Here is a 22215-nt window from a genome sequence, read left to right as displayed (position 1 = left end):
AAATTTCTGCAATGAATTTTAATGCTAGGCGGCTAACTTAGCGCTATAATCACCGAGTTTTGCTTAATAAGTATGAATAGGAATATACAATGCCAAAGGCAAGTGAAATCAAAAAAGGCTTCGCAATCGAGTCTAATGGTAAAACTCTTCTCGTTAAAGACATCGAAGTAACGACTCCTGGCGGTCGTGGCGGCGCTAAAATCTACAAAATGCGTTGTACAGATCTAAACACGGGCGCACGTGTAGATGAACGTTACAAGTCTGATGACGTTGTTGAAACGGTAGAAATGAACAAACGTGCAGTTGTGTACTCATACGCTGACGGCGATGAGCACATCTTCATGGATAACGAAGACTACTCACAATACACATTCAAGCACAATGAAGTTGAAGACGACATGCTGTTCATCAACGAAGATACACAAGGTATCCACATTATCCTTGTTAACGGTGCTGCAGTGGGTATTGAACTACCATCTTCTGTTGAGCTAGTGATTGAAGAAACTGACCCTTCAATCAAAGGTGCTTCTGCATCTGCTCGCACTAAGCCAGCACGCTTCGCTTCAGGTCTTGTCATCCAGGTTCCTGAGTACATTGCAACTGGTGACCGTGTTATCATTAACACAGCTGAACGTAAATACATGAGCCGAGCATAAGCATGTCTGATTTGATTTCTTACGACGACGTCATCGACGCAGCGTACGACATTTTCCTTGAGATGGCTCCGGATAACCTAGAGCCTGCTGACGTGATTCTGTTTACTGCGCAATTTGAAGATCGTGGTGCCGCAGAACTTGTTGAAACCGGTGATGACTGGGTTGAACATGTTGGCTTCGAGATCGACAAAGAAGTATATGCAGAGGTTCGTATCGGCCTAGTAAATGAGGAAAATGACGTTCTTGATGACGTATTTGCTCGTATGCTAATCAGCCGAGACCCTGAACATAAGTTCTGCCATATGCTTTGGAAACGCGATTAACGTTTCTTCATCATGAACAAAAATACCAGCCTAGTGCTGGTATTTTTTTATCTGTTGTTTTTGTTTAGCTGAGATATTTGTTTATCCAAAGCACCCTGCTCTATATCGGCTTTAGATCCTTTTGTTATGTAACAGATAAGAAAAAGGCTTGCCGAATTGGCAAGCCTTTCTGATGTTTTGCTATCGATTAACGATGCTTGTTACGTGCGCCTTGGTCACCAGCAGCCTTCTTCGGCTTACGACGAGAAGGGTTGTTGCTGCGGCCTTTTGGCGTGTTAACACGCTCTTCATGGCGCTTAACTGCGCGACGAATTTTTTGGCTGCGTGCACGCTCACGTTTGCGTGACGTGTTGTCTTTGTTCAGATCAAGCATGGTTTCTTTCTCTGGACGAAGCTCTACAAGCTCACGCAAGTAGTTTACTTCTTTCAGGTCAAGCTCCATCCAACCGCCACGAGGCAGTTTCTTGTCTAAGAAGATGTCGCCGTAACGAACACGTTTCAGACGGCTAACGGTACACTCTTGCGATTCCCATAGTCGACGAACTTCGCGGTTACGACCTTCGTTGATAACAACGTAAAACGTGTGGTTCATGCCTTCACCACCCGCGTAAACAACATCTTCAAAGCGAGCTAAACCGTCTTCCAGTTCAACACCTTTGACTAGATTACGAACTTTCTGTTCAGTTACTTCACCGAACACACGTACTAGGTATTCACGTTCAACTTGGCGGCTTGGGTGCATTAAGCGGTTCGCCAGTTCACCATCCGTTGTGAAAAGTAGAAGACCAGAAGTGTTCGCATCCAGACGACCAACTGAAATCCAACGAGAGCCACGAATTTTTGGCAGACGATCAAAAACAGTACGACGACCTTCTGGATCGTGACGAGTACACAGTTCACCCTCAGGTTTGTAGTACGCAAGTACACGACAAATCACTTCTTCTTGAATCTTTGCAGAGACAATGTGACCATCGATACGAACTACGCTGCTCTCGTCTTCAAGTCTTTCACCAAGCTTAGCGACTACACCGTTCACGCTAACGCGACCAGATTTAATTAACGATTCAATCTCACGACGAGAACCGTGACCAGCACGTGCTAATACTTTTTGTAACTTTTCGCTCATTTATCTACCTATGTGTCGTCTTCACAGACGTCTAGACCAGGATTGGTCTGCATTTTGCTATTTACCCATTTCAGTGGGATTTTTCGGTCGGACATTATACGTAACTTTCTTAGTTAATGTAAGCTAAATCGGCGCCATTCTCCACACCAAAATTCACTTCAAAAATGACCGAAATATTTGTCCTATTCTGCAACTTTTTTACTACTTAATGCAGGCATTGCTCAACGAGAATCCCACTAATATCGGTCTTCCTGAACCACTTTAACCACGCGGTACCTGATAAAATTGTCAGGGTTACAACAATAACCACTTGGGGTGTGTTTACTGTTCGTATTGCTAGAAAGCAACGAAGAATAAGCCGTCCCTGTTTGCTGCTAAGTAATACCAATCACCGCAGACAATGAGCGCTCATAGCAAAACAAGGTCGTGGGTAACAAGACAAAAATTGTCTTTAAGTCATTAGTTCACATCAAAAATAACACTAATGCTATCGTGTACTCTGACTCTCTAGGTTCGCTCTGCACTCTCGGCGATTGGCATAAATCAGACAAAAAGGAATAGAACAATGTCTATGCTAAATCTCGACCTAAATTGGATTTTTGGGACATCTCAAGATGACGATATGACAGGCACAAAAGGCTCTGAAACAACCGATATCTTCTTCGGCTTCTGTGGTGATGATAAGTTTGTAGGATACGGAGGTAATGATATTGTCTTCGGTGGCTGGGGAGATGATACCTTGCTTGGTGGCCGAGGTAACGACTTTGTTTCTGGCGGCTTTGGAAACGATTTCCTATCCGGCGGATTAGGAAACGACAAACTCTTTGGTGGCTGCGGCGACGACACAATTTTTGATTATTCAGGCAACAACTACTTGAGTGGTGGCTGGGGTAACGACACGCTCGTTGTTGGTGATGGTGAATCAGTACTGAGCGGTGGCTGTGGAGACGACACCTTCGTGCTTACAAACCGCCTGGCTATTGGTGTACCTGATCAGCCAGTGTCTTCCAACGATATTGATGTTAAAGCCGACATTGTCGATTTTAATATTTTCCATGACAAACTTGTCTTTGATATGGGCCGAGACACTGATAACGATGGCATTCGAGATACGTTCTTGGATTCAGCGGATGATCTGACTTTATCTTACAATGAATGTGGCTGGGCAGTATTCTCAAGTGATGAATACAATGTTGAAGTGACACTAAACGGTGTGAGCTCTGCATACATCAACTATGCAGAACAAAATGGTATCGACATTTTCGATTTCGCTTAACCTCAATCAGTTAAGTTCAATGAGATATTCGATATGACAACTAAAATAGGAGGCGCGATGCCTCCTATTTTGTTTGACGGTGGTGTGCGTCTACTATTCGAATGGTGCAGGGTCACCAGATCCCAAACGAACCACAACAGGTTCACCTTCGCTAAAGTCAATTACAGTCGTAGGTTGTTCACCTAAGTAACCGCCATTAAGAATCACATCAACCGCATGTTCTAGTTTATCGCGAATATCCTCTGGATCAGATTCTGTTACGTCACTGCCAGGTAGAATCAACGACGTAGACATCATCGGCTCACCTAATGCTTCCAACAAGTCCAAGGCAATTTGATTGTCTGGAACACGGATACCGATGGTCTTACGTTTTGCATTCATCAAACGACGCGGCACCTCTTTTGTGCCTTTGAAGATGAAGGTGTAAGGACCTGGTGTGTTATTTTTCAGCAGTCGGAATGCAGAGTTATCCACTCGCGCATAGAGAGAAAGCTCCGACAAATCACGACACAGTAAAGTAAAGTTATGCTTATCATCCAGACGACGAATCTGACAGATTCGTTCCAGTGCCTGTTTGTTCTCCAACTGACAGCCAAGTGCGTACCCTGAATCAGTAGGGTAAACCACAACGCCGCCGTTACGAATGATTGCTACTGCTTGATTAATCAAGCGAGCCTGTGGGTTTTCTGGGTGAACGTAAAAAAACTGGCTCATTGTAATTCCTCATTATCGAGCCTCTCGGCTCTATATTTTTATGGGTTCTCGACTTCGTATTACTGAGTATTATTCAACGAAGGATCTATTCCCCAATCTTTCCAAACTGGTTCGACGCCAGCAGGCAACCATAGGTTCCTTCCTAGCTCCATCCACGGTGATGGGTAGTGAAAATCACTGCCTTGAGAGGCTAATAGTTTGTATTGTATAGCATAATCAGCCAAGTTGCGCCTTTCTTGTTGCGCTTGCTGTGGCTGTGCAACTTCCATCGCATCACCACCTGCTTCGACAAACGCTGCTAGAAGACGCTTAATCCACTTCGCTGTCAACTTATATCTGCCAGGATGCGCTAATACCGCCATTCCACCAGCCGCATGGATAGCATCAACCGCATCCTTCATCGAACACCAATTCGGTGGTACATAACCTGGGTTATTACGCGTTAGGTATTTTTTAAACACCATTTGCATGGTTTTTGCGTAACCATTATCTACCAACCATTTCGCGAAATGCGCTCTTGTCACTGGAGCATCACCGGCGATTTGCCTTACCTCTTCAAGCACACCTACTCGAGTTGCTTTTTGTAGTCGCTCTGCAATTAACTCAGATCGTGTTATGCGATGCTGCTTCTGCTGTTCTATGAGGGCAGATAATTGTTCATTTTCCGGATCAATATTCAGGCCGACAATATGAATGTCTTTGTTTTGCCAGACGGTCGATATCTCAATGCCATTGATGATTTTTATCGGCAAATTATTATCTTGAACGTATTGCTTAGCTAACGCCAAACCGTCAACCGTATCGTGATCAGTGATCGCCAAAACCTCGATATCAAAACTCAGCGCCCTTTCCACTAAATCTTTAGGTTCTAACCGACCGTCCGATGCTGTGGTGTGACTATGTAAATCAATTCTCATATTTTTATCGTTTTAATGCCGTTTTGGGGTTGACTTTTTACTCTCGCACTAGTTAACTAGTACACAAATACAAAGTGCGTAATTTAAGGTTCACCATGTTACAAGAATTTAACCAAAACCAAAAAGCGAAAGTTGCGGTTTGTCTTAATAAGGCAAACTCATCAGATCTTGCTTGGTGGCGCACTTGGACTAGTTCTTGGTGGGCAAACGTATACTTCTAGTTTATAGAACCAAACGTTGTAAAGCCCGCTACTTAAGCGGGCTTTTTTGTTTTGTTGCTCATTTCACATTCAACTGCCTAAACATTAATCGAATATAGCCAACTCTAGATTGGGAGAACGTTTGCTTTATGCGACTATGTACGGCAGGAAGATTTAAACAGCTACAAGGAGGTCTTGTGAACAAGGCCATTGAAATTAAGAAACTTGGACAGCTTGAAGTGCTAACGGCTTCCGTCCCTTATACTCAAGACCCGACTCGCTTGTTCCACACGTTATGTGAGAACAAAACTGACAGCCTATTGCTGGAATCTGCTGAGATCGATTCAAAGCAAAATTTAAAATCCCTGCTAATCGTAGATTCAGCGGTTCGCATTGTTTGCTTCGGCCATACCGTTAGCATGCACGCCTTGACCAATAACGGTAAAAACCTACTGTCTCACCTAAACCAAAACATCCGTGGTGACGTTGAGAGCAAGTTCGATGGCGAAACGCTAACTTTGGAGTTTAACCAGCCATGCGACACGTTAGATGAAGACTCTCGCCTACGTGAAGCTTCTTCTTTCGATGCGCTGCGTTTGGTTCAGCATAGTTTTGATATTTCACAGCAAGACAAACACGCAATTTTCCTTGGTGGTCTGTTTGCCTACGACTTAGTCGCAAACTTCGAGCCGCTTGGTAATGCAGAAGCAACAAATCAGTGTCCAGATTACGTTTTCTACGTAGCGGAAACATTGCTTGTTGTCGACCATCAAACGGAATCTTGCCAGCTTCAAGCGACGTTGTTTGTTGATGGTTCAGAGAAAACAGCGTTAGAGACTCGTATTGCAGAAATTAGCGCCCAGTGTGCAGCGCCAAAACTGTTGCCGAGTGCAGAGCAAATAACAGATGTAACGGTAGAACCTAGCGTGTCTGATGCAGACTTCTGCCAAACCGTTCGCGACTTAAAAGAGTTCGTAGTGAAAGGCGATGTATTCCAAGTTGTACCGTCTCGTAGATTCACTCTACCTTGTCCTTCTCCACTAGCGGCTTACAAAGAACTGAAACAAAGTAACCCAAGCCCTTACATGTTCTACATGCAAGATGAGCTGTTCACTCTGTTTGGCGCATCACCAGAAAGCGCGCTTAAGTATGAAACCGATACCAACCAAATTGAAATCTACCCAATTGCAGGCACACGTCGCCGTGGTAAGCGCCCTAACGGCGAGATTGATTTCGACCTAGATAGCCGCATCGAACTTGAACTGCGCACCGACATGAAAGAAAACGCAGAACACATGATGTTGGTTGACTTGGCACGTAACGACGTCGCTCGTATTGCTCAAGCTGGAACTCGCCACGTAGCAGACCTTCTAAAAGTCGACCGTTACAGCCACGTAATGCACTTGGTATCTCGTGTGGTTGGCCAACTGCGTGAAGACCTAGACGCGCTGCACGCATACCAAGCATGTATGAACATGGGCACGCTCACTGGTGCACCAAAGATTCGTGCAATGCAATTGATTCGCGACGTAGAAGGCGCACGACGCGGTAGCTACGGCGGTGCTGTGGGCTACCTAACTGGTGAAGGCACCCTCGACACATGTATCGTAATTCGCTCAGCGTACGTTGAGAACGATATTGCTCAAGTTCAAGCTGGTGCAGGCGTGGTGTTCGACTCTGATCCACAAGCGGAAGCAGACGAAACGCGCGGCAAAGCACAAGCGGTAATCTCTGCTATCCAAGCAGCGCATAAGTCACAATAAGGAATAGGGTTCAGAGATGGCTAATATCATTTTTATCGACAACTTTGACTCGTTCACCTACAACCTTGTGGATCAATTCCGCTCGCTAGGTCACTCAGTCAAGATTTACCGAAACAACATCCCAGCAGAAACCATTGAACAAGCGGTAAATGAGCTTGAAAACCCAGTGGTTCTGCTATCACCAGGTCCTGGTGCACCGTCAGAGGCAGGCTCAATGCCAGAGCTTATCCAACGTATGAAAGGCAAAGTGCCGATGATCGGTATTTGTCTTGGTCACCAAGCGATTGTTGAAGCATACGGCGGCACCGTTGCTGGCGCGGGCGAAATCATTCACGGTAAGGTCTCTATGATGGAGCACCAAAACCATGCGATTTACCAAAACCTACCATCACCACTTGCAATTGCACGTTACCACTCGCTGGTTGCGACCAAGGTTCCTGAGAGCCTAACCATCACAGCAGAAGTGGATGACTTGGTAATGTCTGTTGTACATGAAGAGGATAAAGTTTGCGGGTTCCAGTTCCACCCGGAATCTATTATGACGACCTACGGAGCGACACTGTTGGCCAATGCCATTGAATGGGCACTTGAAGAACAAACTTCAGCGAACCCACTCACTGCTTAAAAAGCACTTGGCACATAAGAAATTTAGGAGAGGAAATATGGAAACAATCATCAACCCTATTATTACCAAACTGTACGAGCAAGAATCGCTTACTCAGGAAGAGAGCCAACAGCTATTCGACATCATTATCCGTGGTGAACTAGACCCAATTTTGATGGCATCAGCACTGACTGCACTAAAAATCAAAGGCGAAACGCCAGACGAAATTGCAGGCGCGGCGAAAGCACTGCTGGCAAACGCAAATCCATTCTCTCGCCCAGATTACGATTTCGCAGATATCGTAGGTACTGGCGGTGACGGTCACAACACCATCAACATTTCAACCACTGCGGCGTTTGTTGCTGCAGCATGTGGTCTAAAAGTAGCGAAACACGGTAACCGCAGCGTTTCAAGCAAATCGGGCTCTTCTGACCTTCTTGATTCATTTGGTATTAACCTAGCAATGAGCGCAGAAGATACGCGCAAAGCGGTAGACGAGATCGGTGTTGCTTTCCTATTTGCACCTCAGTACCACGGTGGTGTGCGACATGCGATGCCAGTGCGTCAAACCATGAAAACACGCACTATCTTTAACATTCTTGGCCCACTGATTAACCCTGCTCGTCCTAACATCGAGTTGATGGGCGTTTACAGTGAAGAACTGGTTCGTCCTATCGCAGAAACCATGCTACAAATGGGTATGAAGCGCGCCGCTGTAGTACACGGCAGTGGCTTGGATGAAGTGGCGATTCATGGTGAAACAACCGTTGCCGAAATCAAAGACGGTAAGATCACAGAATACAAACTAACGCCTGCAGACTTCGGTCTAGAAGCTCACCCCCTAGAAGCGATCAAAGGTGGCGATCCTGAAGAAAACAAAGCGATCATTACCAATATTCTGACGGGTAAAGGTACAGACGCACAATTGGGTGCAGTGGCAGTAAACGTTGCTCTGCTAATGCGTCTATTCGGCCACGAAGATTTAAAAGCCAACACGCAACAAGCGATTGAGGCAATGAATTCAGGCAAGGCGTACCATTTGGTACAACAACTTGCCGCACACGCTTAAGGAATTGAAGAAGATGACTGACTTCAACACTCAGCAAGCTGACAACCTGTCTGAACACGTTTCTAAGAAAGAAGCAGAAATGGCAGAAGTACTGGCGAAAATTGTCCGCGACAAATATCAGTGGGTAGCAGACCGTAAGGTGTCTCAACCGCTAAGCACATTTCAGTCTGATTTGCTGCCATCGGACCGCAGCTTCTACGATGCTCTGAGTGGCGAAAAGACGGCATTCATCACAGAATGTAAGAAGGCATCTCCTTCTAAAGGTTTGATTCGTGATCACTTCGACTTGGATTACATTGCGTCGGTTTACAACAACCACGCAGATGCAATTTCAGTCCTAACAGACGAAAAGTACTTCCAAGGTAACTTTGACTTTCTTCCTCAAGTGCGTGGTCAAGTCAAACAACCGGTTCTGTGCAAAGATTTCATGGTAGATACCTACCAAGTTTACCTAGCACGTCATTACAGTGCTGATGCCGTGCTACTGATGCTTTCTGTCCTTAATGACGAAGAGTACAAAGCGCTAGAGGAAGCAGCGCACAGCCTGAACATGGGTATCTTGACCGAAGTCAGCAACGAAGAAGAGCTTCATCGTGCCGTTAAGCTAGGCGCACGCGTTATCGGCATTAATAACCGTAACCTTCGCGACCTAAGTACTGATTTGAATCGTACTAAAGAACTGGCACCGACCATTCGCGAACTGGCTCCTAACGCAACAGTAATCTCAGAATCTGGCATTTATACGCATCAACAAGTTCGTGATTTAGCGGAATACGCAGACGGCTTCTTGATTGGTAGTTCACTGATGGCAGAAGACAACTTAGAACTTGCTGTACGTAAAGTGACCTTAGGCGAAAACAAAGTGTGTGGCTTAACGCATCCAGATGACGCAGCAAAAGCATATCAAGCTGGCGCGGTATTTGGTGGCCTGATTTTTGTCGAGAAGTCGAAGCGTGCGGTTGACCTTGAAGGTGCTCGCCTAACCATGAGCGGTGCTCCACTGAACTACGTGGGCGTTTTCCAAAATCACGATATCGATTTTGTTGCTTCTGTCGTGACCTCTTTGGGTTTAAAAGCGGTGCAACTGCACGGTCAAGAAGACCAAGCTTACGTAAACCAACTTAAAGCCGAACTGCCAGCAGCGGTAGAAATTTGGAAAGCTTACGGCGTGACTGATGCCAAGCCAGAACTACTTGCAGAAAACATTGACCGTCACCTATTAGATGCACAAGTTGGCACTCAAACCGGCGGAACTGGTCAAGTTTTCGACTGGTCACTGATCGGCGACCCAAGTCAAATTATGCTAGCGGGCGGACTGTCGCCAGAAAATGCTCAACAAGCAGCGACACTAGGTTGCTTGGGGTTAGATTTAAACTCTGGTGTAGAAAGCGCACCAGGCAAAAAAGATTCACAGAAGTTGCTTGCGGCCTTCACCGCCATTCGCAACTACTAAAGCTGGACATCAGCTAAAAAATTTAAAGCTATTCGTAGCGAAAAATACGAGAAGGAATATAACGATGGCAAAACTGAATGCCTACTTTGGCGAATACGGCGGTCAGTACGTTCCGCAAATTCTAGTTCCAGCGCTGGAGCAACTAGAGCAAGCGTTTATCGACGCGCAAGAAGATCCAGAATTCCGCAGCGAATTCATGACGCTTCTTCAAGAGTATGCGGGTCGTCCAACGGCTTTGACTCTAACTCGTAACCTAACCAAAGGTACGAAAACCAAACTGTACCTAAAACGTGAAGACCTACTTCACGGTGGCGCGCACAAGACCAACCAAGTGTTAGGTCAAGCTCTGCTTGCAAAACGCATGGGTAAAAACGAAATCATCGCAGAAACGGGGGCAGGCCAACACGGTGTAGCAACTGCACTAGCGTGTGCGCTGCTTGGCCTTAAGTGTCGCGTTTACATGGGTGCAAAAGACGTTGAGCGTCAAAGCCCGAACGTATTCCGTATGAAGCTAATGGGCGCAGAAGTTATTCCTGTCCACTCGGGTTCAGCAACGCTTAAAGACGCATGTAACGAAGCGCTACGCGACTGGTCTGCAACTTATGAAGACGCGCACTACCTACTAGGTACAGCGGCAGGCCCTCACCCATTCCCAACGATCGTGCGTGACTTCCAACGCATGATTGGTGAAGAAACGAAGAATCAGATTTTGGCACGTGAAGGTCGTCTTCCTGATGCGGTTATCGCATGTGTGGGCGGTGGTTCAAACGCGATTGGTATGTTTGCTGACTTCATCGAAGAAGAAAGCGTTCGCCTAATTGGTGTTGAGCCAGCAGGTAAAGGTATCGATACTGACCAGCACGGTGCACCACTTAAGCATGGTAAAACAGGCATCTTCTTCGGTATGAAAGCACCATTGATGCAAGATCCAAACGGCCAAGTAGAAGAGTCTTACTCGGTGTCTGCTGGCCTTGATTTCCCTTCAGTTGGTCCACAGCACGCACACCTAAACGCAATTGGCCGTGCTGAATACGACAACGTGACAGACGATGAAGCGCTAGAAGCATTCCAAGAGATTGCACGCCATGAAGGCATCATCCCTGCACTTGAATCTTCTCACGCCGTGGCACACGCACTGCGTATGGCACGTGAGAATCCAGAAAAAGAGCAATTGCTGGTTGTTAACCTATCTGGTCGTGGTGATAAAGATATCTTCACTGTACATGCCATCCTAGAAGAAAAAGGAGCGATCTAATGAGCCGTTATGAGAAGATGTTTGCGCGCCTAAACGAAAAGAACCAAGGCGCATTTGTACCGTTCGTAACGGTTTGCGATCCAAACGCAGAGCAGTCTTACAAAATCATGGAAACACTGGTTGAGTCTGGCGCAGATGCCCTTGAACTTGGTATTCCATTCTCAGATCCGCTAGCCGATGGCCCAACCATCCAAGGCGCTAACATTCGCGCGTTAGATTCAGGTGCAACACCAGATATCTGCTTCGAGCAAATCGGTAAGATCCGAGCTAAATACCCAGAGTTGCCTATTGGTCTTCTGATGTACGCGAACCTTGTTTACTCTCGTGGTATCGAGAACTTCTATGAGCGTTGTGCAAAAGCAGGCATCGATTCTGTTTTGATTGCAGACGTACCAACTAATGAAAGTGCTGAATTTGTTGCTGCTGCAGAGAAGTTTGGTATTCACCCAATCTTCATCGCACCACCAACGGCAAGTGATGAAACACTGAAGCAAGTATCAGAGTTAGGTGGCGGCTACACTTACCTACTATCTCGTGCTGGCGTTACTGGCGCAGAAACCAAAGCAAACATGCCTGTAGGTCATATGCTGGATAGACTGAACCAATTTGATGCGCCACCAGCACTACTTGGTTTTGGCATCTCAGAGCCTGCACAGGTGAAACAAGCACTAGAATCTGGCGCCGCTGGTGCAATTTCTGGTTCAGCCGTGGTCAAAATCATTGAAGCGAACGTTGATCAGCCACAAATTATGCTCGACAAGCTAGGTGAATTCGTTTCTGCAATGAAAGCCGCCACTCAAAAATAATTTCAGTTTGATATGACACAACAACGCCCGCTTAACATTATGTTTAGTGGGCGTTTTCTTACTATCGCGTTTATGCCACGTCATTTTTTGTTCAACGCCCGCACTTTCCAAATCTATCTCAAGCAGAGCACTCAAAGAGTGTTAAGCTTGGGTAACTTAACTAACTCAATAAAGCAATGTGCAGTAAGGTTGCTACATGGAAGAAGTCAAAACACTGCTAGCCAAATGTCCTGTACTATCAGGGCTGCCAGATAAAGGGCTTAGTGAAGCAGCGCAAATGACTAAGGTTCGCTGCTTCGACGAAAAAGCACTGATTTGCAATAAAGGTGCGCTTCAATCTTCTCTTATGGTCATAGCTCAAGGTGCAGTGAGAGTGAACTCAATTAGTTCAAAAGGCAAAGAAGTCACACTGATGATTTTCGAAGCTGGTGGCTGGTTTGGAGACAATGTTTTTTCTCCCGGCATGCCTCGTATTTTTGGTGCGACCGCGCATTCTGACGTGACTGTAATGGAGCTTCCTGGAGATAAATTTCGCCAATTACTCGCCAAATACCCTCAAAGTTACCCCACTATACTCGACTTACTTAGCCGCCGCTTGTGGTCTGCTATTTCTGTTATCGAAGATGACGCGATTAGAGGAATTGAAGAACGAGTCGCCAAAAGGTTGCTGCTACTTGCTGAATACCAACTTAATCAAGCGATCGATACTCGACCATGCGTTGTCAGGGTAACAAGAGAACATATCGCTAACATGATGGGGCTAACTCGTCAGAGCGTACACAAGATACTAAAACGATTAGAAAGTATTGGGATGCTAGAGCTAAACTATGGCTCAGTAACCATTACCAATCCGAAACGCTTAGAAGAATACTTTAAAGAACTCGAGCAATAGATCCATTCAACAAACGGTAAGTATTGTCTAACGATAGCTAAAAACCTTATGCATCTAATTGGTCAAGAGCACAACACCATTTGCACTTAGGCAAGTGGCGCTGTGACACAAAAACCATTGAATTGACTAAGCTATATTCAATTCAGATTTCAACTCACGTTTCAAAATCTTTCCTGTCGCACTCATCGGGAGGTGTTCACGAATTTCGACATAACGAGGATACTTAAACGAGGCTAATTGCTCTTTACCCCACTTATGTAATGAATCGGCGTCAATGTATTCTTTTGGTTTAAGTACAACGTAGGCTTTTATCTCTTCGCCATACTCTTCATTTGGAATCCCTATCACCGCTACCATTGAAACTGCAGGATGAGTCATGAAAACTTCTTCAATTTCTCTGGGATAAACATTAAATCCACCTCGAATGATCAGATCTTTCATTCTATCGACAATAAATAAATTACCTGAACTGTCAAAGCGGCCCACATCACCAGTATGGAACCAACCATTTTGTAGCGCAGATTCAGTAACTTCTGGGCGGTCAAGATATCCCTTCATAACATTATGACCACGCACAACAATCTCACCTTCTTCGCCTATCGGTAGTGCATTACCTTCAATATCGATAACTTTTACTTCGACACCTTGAACCGGTTGACCTACCGAGCCAGGTATGCGCTCCTGATCCAAATGATTAAAACATGCAATAGGACTTGTCTCCGATAACCCGTATCCTTCTAAGATCGGCACATTAAATGTTTCTTCAAAGGTTCGAAAGATTTCGGTTGGCAATGGCGCACCACCGCTTACTGCAACACGCAATGACGAGGTATCAAATTGATGCTGCACATGAAGCAGACCGATGTACATCGTTGGCACACCAGCAAATATCGTCACCCTATGTTTTTCCACCAGCTCAAGAACATGTTTAGGCTCAAACCTAGGCACTAACACCAATGTTGCCCCGCCCAAAACACTAGCATTTAAGTGGACGGTTTGACCAAATGTATGAAATAAAGGCAAAGTTACTAAGTGAATATCATCGGCCTGGCTGCCCATAATGTTTTGTGCCACCAGAGCGTTCATTATGATGTTCTGCTGAGTCAGTTCAGCGCCTTTTGGTAAGCCTGTCGTCCCTGATGTATACAAAATCACACATGTATCATCCGCATTACGCGGTATATAATCCGGCAACGGTTGGACATCGGCTATAAACGCATTGAGAGTTATTACACCATTCCAATAGCTTTCATCTTGAGATTGAGTCAATACGACTATGCCTTCGCATGTATCGACTTGTTCAAAGGCTTTGACACCCTCTTTTGCCATTGGCAGTTCTTTCGTCCCTTCAAAGCAGAAATAAAACTTCGCTTTTGAATCTTCTAAGTGATACTTAATTTCTCGCGCTTTCAAAAGCACATTTAATGGGACTGCAACCGCGCCGGCTTTTTGTATTGCATAATAAACAAACGCGAAAAAAGGAATGTTTGGGCATGAAATCGCAACGCGGTCACCTGGCTTTACGCCTTTATTGATTAAAGACGCTGCGATCTTGCCAGCGATCGCATCAAATTGCGCATAATTTATCTTTTCAGCGCCACATATCAACGCCGTTTTATCTGGTTTACTCGCAGCATTTCTTTGTAACGCAGCAGCAAGATTCATCATAGTCTCTTCACCTCTTACTTGTCTTTCTCGTCTAATCAGCTCAGGAGCATTAACTAAGCAAGTTATCCCTAACACTGGATCGTCAGCATTTGATTCTCACCAGTCATTATCATTTAACATTATGTTTACAACGCAATTAGAGCCAAGAATGTAAAGCAATTAACATTTCAGAACGCAAATTAATAAAAGTGTGAGCTTGAAAGAGATGAATTGTTATAAATATCACCCCAAGTCACTAAAAACTCTGACTGCAATAGCAAATACAAAAGCGGTTAAAATTAACAAAAAGAAAACAAATAAAGAAAAATAAACTTGAACAATCCTAAGCGCGACCCTTATAAGAAAAATCAATAGCAAACGTTTGCTATTGAACAAAACTTTATCGTTCGTCAATAAAATATCGATTAATCCATCAATAATACCTTGCTGCATATTGCCAATTGTAAACGATAAGTGTAAAAAGCAAGGCGAGATAATTATCCGTAAATCCATTTATGGTTAGTGGGTAATTTTAGGATTTTACATTTTATTAGCACAGAGGTTATGGAAGTGTTAAAAGAAAAGAGTTTGCTAAACAACATTGGCGTACAAGTCGTAATCGCCATGATCGTGGGCACAGCCGTTGGTGCCATGATGGGTCATGATGCGACAGTGTTCGCTCCTTTAGGTGCTATCTTTATCAACTTAATCAAAATGTTGGTTATTCCTTTGGTCGCTGTAGCCTTGATTTCTGGTGCCGCTGGTCTTGGGAACAGCCAGTCAGCAGGTAAAGTTGGTATAGTCACTCTAGGTTATTTTGGTTTAACATCCGCCCTAGCCGTTGCGCTTGCACTATTTATGGGTGAAGTATTCCAACCAGGCATGGGTATCGACGTCTCTGGCGTTGAAGGCATGTTCTCAGCAGAATACGCTTCAAAAGGTGAACTACCTACTTTCTGGGCAACCATCACGGGTATGATCCCAACCAACGTCTTCCAATCACTAAATGAAGCAAACATCCTACAGATCCTCGTTTTCTGTATGTTCTTTGGTATTGCGATTTCTAAGCAAGCAAAAGAACGTCGTGAACCAATCATCAATGGTGTTAACTGCATCGTTGACGCAATGGTTTGGATGATCAACAAAGTAATGATCATTGCACCTATCGGTGTATTTGGTCTGATGGCAGAAGCCGTCGGTACGTTTGGTTTTGGTGCGCTAATGGTGGTATTTAAACTGTTCGTTGTTTACGTTGCCGCCATCCTAATCTTCGGTTTCGTTGTTTACCCAGCAATGGTGCATGTTTTCACGAAGACATCTGCGAAGAAATTCCTGTCTTCAATGAAGAAACCGCAAGCAGTTGCGCTTTCAACAGCGTCTTCTATGGCAACACTGCCTGTCACAATGGACACCTGTGAAAAAGAGCTGGGCGTAAAAAATTCAACTGCATCATTTGTTCTGCCTCTAGGCGCAACGATCAACATGTCAGGTAATGCGATTTACTATGGCTTGGTTGCTATCTTCTTTGCTCAACTGTTCAATATCGATCTAGGCATGGGCGCTTACATTGCAATTATCGTAACGTCTACATTGGGTGCGGTTGGTCAAGCAGGTGTTCCTGGCCCTTCTTTCCTAGTGGTTGCCGTGCTTCTTGCCGCTGGTATTCCAATTGAAGGTCTACCGCTGCTATTCGCTCTTGACCGTATTTTCGATATGATTCGTACAGCACTGAACATCACAGGTGATGCTGCATGTGCAGTTATCGTTGATGCGCTAATTGAAGAAGAAACGGCAGAAGCTGAGCTAAAAAAGCAAGAAGCCTAACCCTTTCTTGAATAGACCAAAAACCGCTCATAATGAGCGGTTTTTTTGTCTTTTCTTGCATTACGTAACTATACAAATAGAAACCGATGGCATAAATTTTTCAAAATGATATAAACCATTACAAAATATAACAAAACGTTAGAGCTAGGTTCTATCATGAGTCTTGAGCAATCTTTGGAATATCTCACCAAAATAAATTTGCCGATCGAATCAAAGCAGCAGGCCCTGGTTGACTCAGTTATTCTTACCCTAACGAAACAAAAACGAGATGCTCTTTTTCAACAGGTTGCTCTGTATCGAATAAAACTGCTTAAATCTCTCTTTCCTAAACACGCATCAAAAAGTCTTTCTGCACTATTTGAGTTAATGGATTATCGAGATTTAGTGCAACAGTATCCGACAGGTTTCTCCAAAGAGATTCGTTTACTTGAACAACTTGCCGCAGATTGTTACCCGCATTGGATGGTTTTCTGGTGTCAATGCGAGATCGAAGCAATCAAGCAAAAATATCCTTCAAACGAAGCTGCGATTCCTACTCCGCTTCCGTTTGACGACCACAGCTATACTAGCGTGTTAATTGAAGATATCGCAGATTGCGATCTTGAGGTAATGCTGCCAAATCATGCAGCGTTAATGCCGATTTCCGAAGCGATCACACTGAGTAATCTTGAGCTTTTCGTCCAAACTGAACAATGGTTTGAAATCTTGCCTCTTTTATCACTCTCGCAAAAAGGGCAGCACTTTGCCCTCTTGCTCAAATCGTCATCTTCACCAATCATGGTCTCCTCCGCTTTAGTGCAAAGCTGGCATCAACGAAATAACTGGCTTAGTTACTCACCACAGTTTAGTAACGAACAATGGCAGTTTTGCTTTCCTAATCATGGGTACAGTGTTCTCAATCAACTGGGTATTTTGGAGTGTCGTGCTCTAACTCATGAGCACACTCTTATTGAGTTTGATGCTCAGTTTCAATCTCGTGTAAAGAACACTGAAGCGGTTTGCGAAGTGCTGCGCCTTACGGTGGGAGGCAACATCCAACAAAAGCTGTATTTTTTGTATCTGGCGCAAAAAACAATGATGAGTGAGCTTTATAAAACAGGCTATAAGCTCGGCTTTACCATTATTGAGCAAGTATTTATGTTAAATTTCTATCAATCTATTGATTTAAGTGCCTACTTTCACTCAGGATACCGCGACATTAACGGTGACGGTACCAAGACATACCGCGGTTTCTGGAATTTAGGTATGATGGTTGAAGCATTTCAAGACATACAATTTCGCGACTACAAACATTGCGTACGAACAAAAAGAATGGATAAAAAGGTGAATGAGCATGCTTGATGTTCATTTGCACGGTCTCTTTTACCCAAAAGCAATGGCATTGTACGCGACTGTACTAATAGTATTCGCTTGGCTACTGTATTACTGCTATCGCCTAAAACAGAAGAGTGAATCAATCTTAGGCTCGCATCACGCGCCTTACATCGCTTATTCCAGCTGTATCATTGTTTGGATAAGCAGCAACGCCTATTTCCATACTGATTTATTGCCAGAATTAGGCTCTGTTGGTGGCATCTTTATGGCTAAGTTAGCGAACTTAGCGTCTTTTTTCGCCTTTGCGTTTGCATTCTATTTTTCTTGCCAGTTAACCGCAGATGTTAAAAAAACAGCGGTCAAAGTCTGGCAAAAAGTCGTCTTTGTCGCACTAGCAACGTATTCACTGTACATCAACTTAGTGCCGAATCTTACTGTCGAAAATGTCACCATTAGTGGTCCAAGCCAGTTCGTCATTGAATTTGGCTCACATACCTCATATTTTTTCATTAGTTTGCTAGCTTTCGTGGTACTAACGCTGCTTAACTTGATTGCCATGCGCGCGAACAGCAGCAAGCTCACGCTAGCAAAAAGCAACTATATGATAGCTGGCATTTTGGTATTCATGTTATCTACGGCAGTGATACACCTTGGAATGACGTATTTCCTTGGCGACTTCTCCCTAACTTGGTTACCACCAGCACTTTCAATCAGCGAAATGTTGTTTGTGGGCTATGCCCTACTTACCTCTCGCTTCTACAGCGCTAAATATCTCACGTACTTAACGGTAAGCGCGCTCTTAGTCTGCGCCATTTTTGTTCTGCCGCTAGGGGCGATATTTATTCCTATCTCTGAAGATAACCAATGGCTTGTTGCGGTACCTTTATGTGCGCTTATCGGTATCACTTGGCACTTGCTTTTTAAGCGAGTCAGTCGTTACGCTTCGTATTTTATTTATGGGAAACGACACACTCCCGTTCAGCAAATCCTTGGGTTAGAGGAAGAGTTTAAACGCTCAATAGATGATGCTATGCATCAGTTGGCATCGTTACTTAACATACCAAACAACAAGCTGCAGCTAGTCACTAGCAATTACACAGAAACGTTTTACGAAGAGTACCTGCCGTCAAGCAAGTCAGTTCTCGTGCTAGATGAGTTGTCTGAAGAAATTGATTATGCCTCCTCTTCTAAAGGGTCGATGAGAAAGCTCTACGAGCGCATGCGCTCAAGCAATACTGCGCTCGTTATGCCTCTCTTCGGTCGTGGAAAGTCTGTTACTCACTTACTAATTTCTTCACATAAAATAGATAATAAGCTGTTTTCTAATGAAGAAATCTCAGCTCTGCAAACGTTATTAGTTCGCATCCAGAGCACCATTGAAGCCGATAGAAAGGTACGCCAAAGCCGTGCGCTGGCTAACTCCATTGCACATGAAATGCGTAACCCTCTCGCTCAAGTACAATTACAATTTGAAGCTTTAAAACAGCATATAGAGTCAAACGCTTCACTGGATACGCTAAAAAGAGAAATTGATAAAGGTGAAGCCGCTATACAACGCGGTCGACAACTTATCGATATTATTTTACGAGAAGTTAGTGACAGCTCACCAGAGCATGAGCCTTTAGCTCTCACTTCCATACATAAAGCCATCGACCAAGCAGTAAGCCGTTATGGTTTTGAAAACGATCAAATAATAGAGAGAATTAACCTGCCACAGGCACACGATTTTGTCGCGAAGTTAAATGAGACCCTGTTTAACTTTGTCATTTTCAATTTGATTCGTAACGCTATCTACTATTTTGATTCTTATCCCGACAGTCAAATTGAGATTCGTACCCAGACGGGGGCTTACGAAAACATTCTGATCTTCCGAGATAGTGGGCCAGGTATAGATAGCAGTATCTTACACAAGATATTTGATGACTTTTTCTCGTATCAAAAAAGCGGAGGCAGTGGCTTAGGTTTGGGCTATTGCCAACGTGTTATGCGCTCCTTCGGAGGACGAATAGAGTGCCAGTCTGAATTGAACGAGTTCACAGAATTCTACTTGTATTTCCCAGTCGTACCAAACGCACCAAAACCAGAGACATTAAGAGCACCGGACTTTGATAGCTGGAAAGCAACTGCATCACATTCTGAAAATCATTCAGCTCAACACGTACAAGTATGTAAAGATGCACCAACAGTGCTCATTGTAGATGACAAAGAGGTGCAACGCACCTTGGTACAGATGTATTTAAAAAGATTGGGAGTCAACAGCTTACAAGCAAATAATGGAGCCTCTGCGGTAGAACTCTTCCACTCTCACAAGATTGATCTCGTTCTTATGGATGTCCAAATGCCGGTAATGAATGGATTTGACGCCAGCCAACGGATTAAGCAAATCACATCTTCCGTTCCAATCATTGCCTTATCTGGTGAGTCTGGAGCTAGAGAGTTGGAGCTAATTTCGAAACTCATGGATGACAGACTCGAAAAGCCCACCACGTTAAATGCACTTCAAGTCGTCATCCAAAGATGGTTACAGAACGAGAATTTTGCACCTTCCAACACTTTTTAATTTGCAAATATAGAATTGGCACTAGATGTGCATTATTGGAGTAAATCGAATTATCCAGAAGGTCAAGCAGGCTGCAAAAGAGTAGCGTATGAGCTTGATAAGGAGATCGCCATGTTACTTCATCGACATACATACTACGGCCTGATTCATCATGGAATCAAAACACTGTTACTTGATCGCTTAGGCCACTATACAGAAGAAGAGTATCATCAATATCTGAGCCTGATGACTGGTAAATCCACTTGCTTCACGATGTCTCTCGAAGAGCTAGAAGCAACGGTCGATAACTTACTGCGGGAAGGCTATTTGGAAGATGTAAAAACGCTTATTTCCCAATATCAACGTGTGGCTTAAGGTTTAAAATTCTCAACTTTATTGCCGCCTCATCGCGGCAATTTTTATTCCTTCCATATGCTGTTTCGACATGGAAGAATCTTACAGTCTATACGATATACTAAGCGTTACTATTCTTACCTTAACTTCCTCAGTATTCACATCTTGTCAGATTCCGTTAGACTGTCTTCAATTCAATAATTAGGTAGATTTTGCCATCATGAAGCAGATCCTAGACTTTATACCACTCATCATTTTCTTCGCTTTATACAAGCTGTACGACATCTACGTGGCGACAGGTGCACTGATCGTAGCAACAGCCATTCAGCTTGTCGTCACCTACGCGCTGTATAAGAAAGTCGAAAAGATGCAACTAATAACATTTGTTATCGTTACTATCTTCGGTGGCATGACCCTTTTCTTCCACGACGACAATTTTATAAAGTGGAAAGTCACCATCATTTACGCGATTCTGGCGATTGGCTTAGCAGTGAGCCACGCATTGGGAAAATCAGCCATCAAAGGTATGCTAGGCAAGGAAATTACGTTACCTGACGCTGTTTGGGCAAAGATTAACTGGGCTTGGGTTGGCTTCTTCTCATTCTTCGCTGGCCTAAACATTTATATTGCTTACGAATTGCCGTTGGATGTTTGGGTTAACTTCAAAGTATTTGGAATGTTGATCGCGACATTTGCCTACATGATTGCGACTGGCTTTTACATTTATAAACACATGCCAAAAGAACAAAAAAATAACTCATCCGATGTGTCCACTGATGATTAAAAACTCAGTTTTGCTATAATCTGCGACTTCACAGCGGCCTTCGGGTCGCTGTTTTGCTCCATGTATCAGTAAACCGCTCAAACAACGTACCGTTTTCAGATCATTCTTGCTGCTGTAAACCAACTTTCTCTGGTCCGGTATCTGCGGTTTTTTAAGGACCTTTGGTTCTAGGTATTTACTATGTTGGCGCTTAGTTTGAGCGCCTTTAAGATTTAGGATGTCACAATGAGTCAAGAAATTAGCTCTCCGAAAGGTCAAATGCTGCTTCGTACCCTTGCAATGCCTGCAGATACAAACGCCAATGGCGATATTTTTGGCGGTTGGATAATGTCACAGCTCGACTTAGCAGGCGCGATTCTGGCAAAAGAGATCTCTTGTGGTCGCGTTGTCACCGTTTCGGTATCAAGCATTACGTTCAAAAAACCTGTTGGTGTGGGCGATGTCGTATGCTGCTACGGCGAATGCACCAAGATCGGCCGCACATCCATGAGTGTCGATTTGGAAGTATGGGTCAAACCCGTCAAAGCTCACGGTGTTGGCGAACGCTTCATGGTTTGTGATGCGACCTTCAACTACGTAGCCATTGACAGTGAAGGTAAACCGCGTCCGGTTCAGAATTAGTCAACCTACAACGCTAACAGTTAGAAAGGATCTCACATTTTCTGTTGTTCACTTGTGAGAGACACAAAAAAGGCGTTA

Annotated in this window: 21 protein-coding genes and 1 other annotated feature; of the genes, 17 read left to right on the top strand and 4 right to left on the bottom strand. The window is 44.3% G+C overall.

Going from position 1 to position 22215, the window contains the following annotated elements:
- Nucleotides 1-89: 89 nt before the first annotated feature.
- Nucleotides 90-656, top strand: coding sequence for an elongation factor P-like protein YeiP (gene yeiP / locus R7M92_RS22345; protein WP_005376801.1), 567 nt, complete (start codon nt 90-92; stop codon nt 654-656).
- 2 nt (nt 657-658) lie between these two features.
- On the top strand, nt 659-979 hold the full coding sequence (locus R7M92_RS22340; RefSeq protein ID WP_005376800.1) for an HI1450 family dsDNA-mimic protein: 321 nt from the start codon (nt 659-661) through the stop codon (nt 977-979).
- Nucleotides 980-1166: 187 nt separating this feature from the next.
- Here R7M92_RS22340 and rluB read toward each other — a convergent pair whose 3' ends face one another.
- Complete coding sequence (gene rluB, locus R7M92_RS22335; protein ID WP_054701249.1) at nt 1167-2105, bottom strand: 23S rRNA pseudouridine(2605) synthase RluB; 939 nt, start codon at nt 2103-2105, stop codon at nt 1167-1169.
- A gap of 565 nt (nt 2106-2670) precedes the next feature.
- Between rluB and R7M92_RS22330 the strand changes: the two genes are divergently transcribed.
- Nucleotides 2671-3381, top strand: coding sequence for a calcium-binding protein (locus R7M92_RS22330; protein ID WP_005376796.1), 711 nt, complete (start codon nt 2671-2673; stop codon nt 3379-3381).
- A gap of 93 nt (nt 3382-3474) precedes the next feature.
- Here R7M92_RS22330 and R7M92_RS22325 read toward each other — a convergent pair whose 3' ends face one another.
- Together R7M92_RS22325 and rnm are read right to left on the bottom strand one after the other, a co-directional pair.
- Complete coding sequence (locus R7M92_RS22325; RefSeq protein WP_005376791.1) at nt 3475-4095, bottom strand: L-threonylcarbamoyladenylate synthase; 621 nt, start codon at nt 4093-4095, stop codon at nt 3475-3477.
- Nucleotides 4096-4154: 59 nt separating this feature from the next.
- A complete protein-coding gene (gene rnm / locus R7M92_RS22320; protein ID WP_005386777.1) occupies nt 4155-5012 on the bottom strand; it encodes an RNase RNM in 858 nt (285 codons plus the stop codon).
- Nucleotides 5013-5107: 95 nt separating this feature from the next.
- Between rnm and R7M92_RS22315 the strand changes: the two genes are divergently transcribed.
- From R7M92_RS22315 to R7M92_RS22280, 8 genes are all read left to right on the top strand, one after another.
- A complete protein-coding gene (locus R7M92_RS22315; RefSeq protein ID WP_005376787.1) occupies nt 5108-5233 on the top strand; it encodes a trp operon leader peptide in 126 nt (41 codons plus the stop codon).
- Nucleotides 5180-5283, top strand: a sequence feature (Trp leader region). (Overlaps the previous gene by 54 nt.)
- Before the next feature lie 126 nt (nt 5284-5409).
- The gene (locus R7M92_RS22310) at nt 5410-6975 is read left to right on the top strand and encodes an anthranilate synthase component 1 (protein WP_318134322.1); all 1566 of its coding nucleotides are present in this window, start codon (nt 5410-5412) and stop codon (nt 6973-6975) included.
- Nucleotides 6976-6991: 16 nt separating this feature from the next.
- On the top strand, nt 6992-7600 hold the full coding sequence (locus R7M92_RS22305) for an aminodeoxychorismate/anthranilate synthase component II (RefSeq protein WP_005434961.1): 609 nt from the start codon (nt 6992-6994) through the stop codon (nt 7598-7600).
- Between the two features lie 37 nt (nt 7601-7637).
- Entirely contained in the window at nt 7638-8648 is a 1011-nt protein-coding gene (gene trpD, locus R7M92_RS22300) for an anthranilate phosphoribosyltransferase (RefSeq protein ID WP_138940444.1), read from the top strand.
- A 13-nt stretch (nt 8649-8661) separates the two neighbouring features.
- Entirely contained in the window at nt 8662-10101 is a 1440-nt protein-coding gene (gene trpCF, locus R7M92_RS22295) for a bifunctional indole-3-glycerol-phosphate synthase TrpC/phosphoribosylanthranilate isomerase TrpF (protein ID WP_318104708.1), read from the top strand.
- Between the two features lie 64 nt (nt 10102-10165).
- Nucleotides 10166-11356, top strand: coding sequence for a tryptophan synthase subunit beta (gene trpB, locus R7M92_RS22290; RefSeq protein WP_005376781.1), 1191 nt, complete (start codon nt 10166-10168; stop codon nt 11354-11356).
- Complete coding sequence (gene trpA / locus R7M92_RS22285; protein ID WP_047009991.1) at nt 11356-12162, top strand: tryptophan synthase subunit alpha; 807 nt, start codon at nt 11356-11358, stop codon at nt 12160-12162. The genes trpB and trpA overlap by 1 nt, the downstream gene beginning before the upstream one ends.
- Before the next feature lie 196 nt (nt 12163-12358).
- Complete coding sequence (locus tag R7M92_RS22280) at nt 12359-13054, top strand: Crp/Fnr family transcriptional regulator (RefSeq protein WP_005376777.1); 696 nt, start codon at nt 12359-12361, stop codon at nt 13052-13054.
- 126 nt (nt 13055-13180) lie between these two features.
- Here R7M92_RS22280 and R7M92_RS22275 read toward each other — a convergent pair whose 3' ends face one another.
- On the bottom strand, nt 13181-14722 hold the full coding sequence (locus R7M92_RS22275) for a long-chain-fatty-acid--CoA ligase (protein WP_262643584.1): 1542 nt from the start codon (nt 14720-14722) through the stop codon (nt 13181-13183).
- Between the two features lie 543 nt (nt 14723-15265).
- Between R7M92_RS22275 and R7M92_RS22270 the strand changes: the two genes are divergently transcribed.
- The 6 genes from R7M92_RS22270 to yciA all read left to right on the top strand — a co-directional run bounded on the left by R7M92_RS22270 (nt 15266) and on the right by yciA (nt 22137).
- Nucleotides 15266-16525 (top strand): dicarboxylate/amino acid:cation symporter, encoded by a 1260-nt coding sequence (locus tag R7M92_RS22270; protein ID WP_005376774.1) that lies wholly within the window; start codon nt 15266-15268, stop codon nt 16523-16525.
- 156 nt (nt 16526-16681) lie between these two features.
- Nucleotides 16682-17866, top strand: a complete 1185-nt coding sequence (locus tag R7M92_RS22265; RefSeq protein ID WP_005386744.1) for an acyl-homoserine-lactone synthase — start codon at nt 16682-16684, stop codon at nt 17864-17866.
- Nucleotides 17859-20399 carry a hybrid sensor histidine kinase/response regulator gene (locus R7M92_RS22260; RefSeq protein ID WP_318134319.1) on the top strand — a complete coding sequence of 847 codons (2541 nt, stop codon included), beginning with the start codon at nt 17859-17861 and terminating at the stop codon, nt 20397-20399. Before R7M92_RS22265 ends, R7M92_RS22260 begins: the two co-directional genes overlap by 8 nt.
- 111 nt (nt 20400-20510) lie before the next feature.
- Complete coding sequence (locus R7M92_RS22255) at nt 20511-20753, top strand: hypothetical protein (protein WP_005376770.1); 243 nt, start codon at nt 20511-20513, stop codon at nt 20751-20753.
- Nucleotides 20754-20952: 199 nt separating this feature from the next.
- Nucleotides 20953-21516, top strand: a complete 564-nt coding sequence (locus R7M92_RS22250; protein ID WP_033905687.1) for a septation protein A — start codon at nt 20953-20955, stop codon at nt 21514-21516.
- Nucleotides 21517-21741: 225 nt separating this feature from the next.
- Nucleotides 21742-22137, top strand: a complete 396-nt coding sequence (gene yciA / locus R7M92_RS22245; protein ID WP_005376768.1) for an acyl-CoA thioester hydrolase YciA — start codon at nt 21742-21744, stop codon at nt 22135-22137.
- The last annotated feature ends 78 nt before the right edge of the window (nt 22138-22215 follow it).

The organism is Vibrio sp. Vb2880 (assembly GCF_033337975.1).
Lineage (GTDB): Bacteria > Pseudomonadota > Gammaproteobacteria > Enterobacterales > Vibrionaceae > Vibrio > Vibrio alginolyticus.
This window is presented reverse-complemented; position numbering and strand designations above follow the sequence as displayed.

Bases quoted from the DNA above. Each gene is read 5' to 3' on its own strand.
- yeiP (WP_005376801.1), top strand. From the start codon at position 90: ATGCCAAAGGCAAGTGAAATCAAAAAAGGCTTCGCAATCGAGTCTAAT.
- R7M92_RS22340 (WP_005376800.1), top strand. From the start codon at position 659: ATGTCTGATTTGATTTCTTACGACGACGTCATCGACGCAGCGTACGAC.
- rluB (WP_054701249.1), bottom strand. From the start codon at position 2,105: ATGAGCGAAAAGTTACAAAAAGTATTAGCACGTGCTGGTCACGGTTCT.
- R7M92_RS22330 (WP_005376796.1), top strand. From the start codon at position 2,671: ATGTCTATGCTAAATCTCGACCTAAATTGGATTTTTGGGACATCTCAA.
- R7M92_RS22325 (WP_005376791.1), bottom strand. From the start codon at position 4,095: ATGAGCCAGTTTTTTTACGTTCACCCAGAAAACCCACAGGCTCGCTTG.
- rnm (WP_005386777.1), bottom strand. From the start codon at position 5,012: ATGAGAATTGATTTACATAGTCACACCACAGCATCGGACGGTCGGTTA.
- R7M92_RS22315 (WP_005376787.1), top strand. From the start codon at position 5,108: ATGTTACAAGAATTTAACCAAAACCAAAAAGCGAAAGTTGCGGTTTGT.
- R7M92_RS22305 (WP_005434961.1), top strand. From the start codon at position 6,992: ATGGCTAATATCATTTTTATCGACAACTTTGACTCGTTCACCTACAAC.
- trpD (WP_138940444.1), top strand. From the start codon at position 7,638: ATGGAAACAATCATCAACCCTATTATTACCAAACTGTACGAGCAAGAA.
- trpCF (WP_318104708.1), top strand. From the start codon at position 8,662: ATGACTGACTTCAACACTCAGCAAGCTGACAACCTGTCTGAACACGTT.
- trpB (WP_005376781.1), top strand. From the start codon at position 10,166: ATGGCAAAACTGAATGCCTACTTTGGCGAATACGGCGGTCAGTACGTT.
- trpA (WP_047009991.1), top strand. From the start codon at position 11,356: ATGAGCCGTTATGAGAAGATGTTTGCGCGCCTAAACGAAAAGAACCAA.
- R7M92_RS22280 (WP_005376777.1), top strand. From the start codon at position 12,359: ATGGAAGAAGTCAAAACACTGCTAGCCAAATGTCCTGTACTATCAGGG.
- R7M92_RS22275 (WP_262643584.1), bottom strand. From the start codon at position 14,722: ATGATGAATCTTGCTGCTGCGTTACAAAGAAATGCTGCGAGTAAACCA.
- R7M92_RS22270 (WP_005376774.1), top strand. From the start codon at position 15,266: ATGGAAGTGTTAAAAGAAAAGAGTTTGCTAAACAACATTGGCGTACAA.
- R7M92_RS22265 (WP_005386744.1), top strand. From the start codon at position 16,682: ATGAGTCTTGAGCAATCTTTGGAATATCTCACCAAAATAAATTTGCCG.
- R7M92_RS22260 (WP_318134319.1), top strand. From the start codon at position 17,859: ATGCTTGATGTTCATTTGCACGGTCTCTTTTACCCAAAAGCAATGGCA.
- R7M92_RS22255 (WP_005376770.1), top strand. From the start codon at position 20,511: ATGTTACTTCATCGACATACATACTACGGCCTGATTCATCATGGAATC.
- R7M92_RS22250 (WP_033905687.1), top strand. From the start codon at position 20,953: ATGAAGCAGATCCTAGACTTTATACCACTCATCATTTTCTTCGCTTTA.
- yciA (WP_005376768.1), top strand. From the start codon at position 21,742: ATGAGTCAAGAAATTAGCTCTCCGAAAGGTCAAATGCTGCTTCGTACC.